Here is a 703-nt window from a genome sequence, read left to right as displayed (position 1 = left end):
GACCGGCAGGCGCACGTCGGCGGACAATTGCTGCCAGCGGTCGTCGACGATCGTCGCCAGCCCGGCCGGGTGTTGATCGAAATGGTGACCACCGTGCAACACCACCACCTCCGCTCCGCGCGCGCGCAATTGCGGGCAGAGCGTATCTTTTTCCTTGTCGCCGTACACGCACAGCAACTGCGCCGCGGGAATGCGCGCCAGTTCCGGCTGCACCGGCAGTGCGTCGTCGTCGTCGCCGAGGTTGAGCCAGCCGCGCACGCGGATCTGGAAATCGGCCTTGTGTTCCAGGCCCAGCAACGCGACCAGGCCGACCTGCTCGCGCTGCGCCGGCGGCAGCCGGTTGACCATGAACGGCAGGGTGGTGGCGCCGAAGGAATAGCCGACCAGCAGGATCTTCTGCGGACGCCAGCGCTGCTGGTAGTAGGCGATGACCCGGCTCAGGTCGGCGCTGGCCCGCGCCGGCGGCTTGGCCCGCCAGAAGTAGCGCAGACTGTCCCAGCCGACCACGGCGATGCCGCGGCGCTGCAGCGCTTCGGCCATGCCCTTGTCGATGTCGCGCCAGCCGCCGTCGCCGGACAGCACGATGGCCAGCGGTGCGCCCGGGGTCGCCGAGGGCAGCTCGGTCAGCGGCAGATCGTCCAGCGCCCCGCCACGGCCGCGCGCATGCAGATGCGCGGCGACCCGCGCGGCCAGCGCGGCATCC

At 71.1% G+C, this 703-nt stretch carries 1 protein-coding gene; it reads right to left on the bottom strand.

Features of this window, described 5'->3' with window-relative positions; genetic code table 11:
• The coding region (locus tag D180_RS11355; protein ID WP_017912886.1) for an AcvB/VirJ family lysyl-phosphatidylglycerol hydrolase at positions 1-703 on the bottom strand (703 nt) is incomplete at both ends.

It is taken from the genome of Xanthomonas sp. SHU 166 (assembly GCF_000364685.1).
GTDB classification, from domain to species: Bacteria; Pseudomonadota; Gammaproteobacteria; order Xanthomonadales; family Xanthomonadaceae; genus Xanthomonas_A; species Xanthomonas_A sontii.
This window is presented reverse-complemented; position numbering and strand designations above follow the sequence as displayed.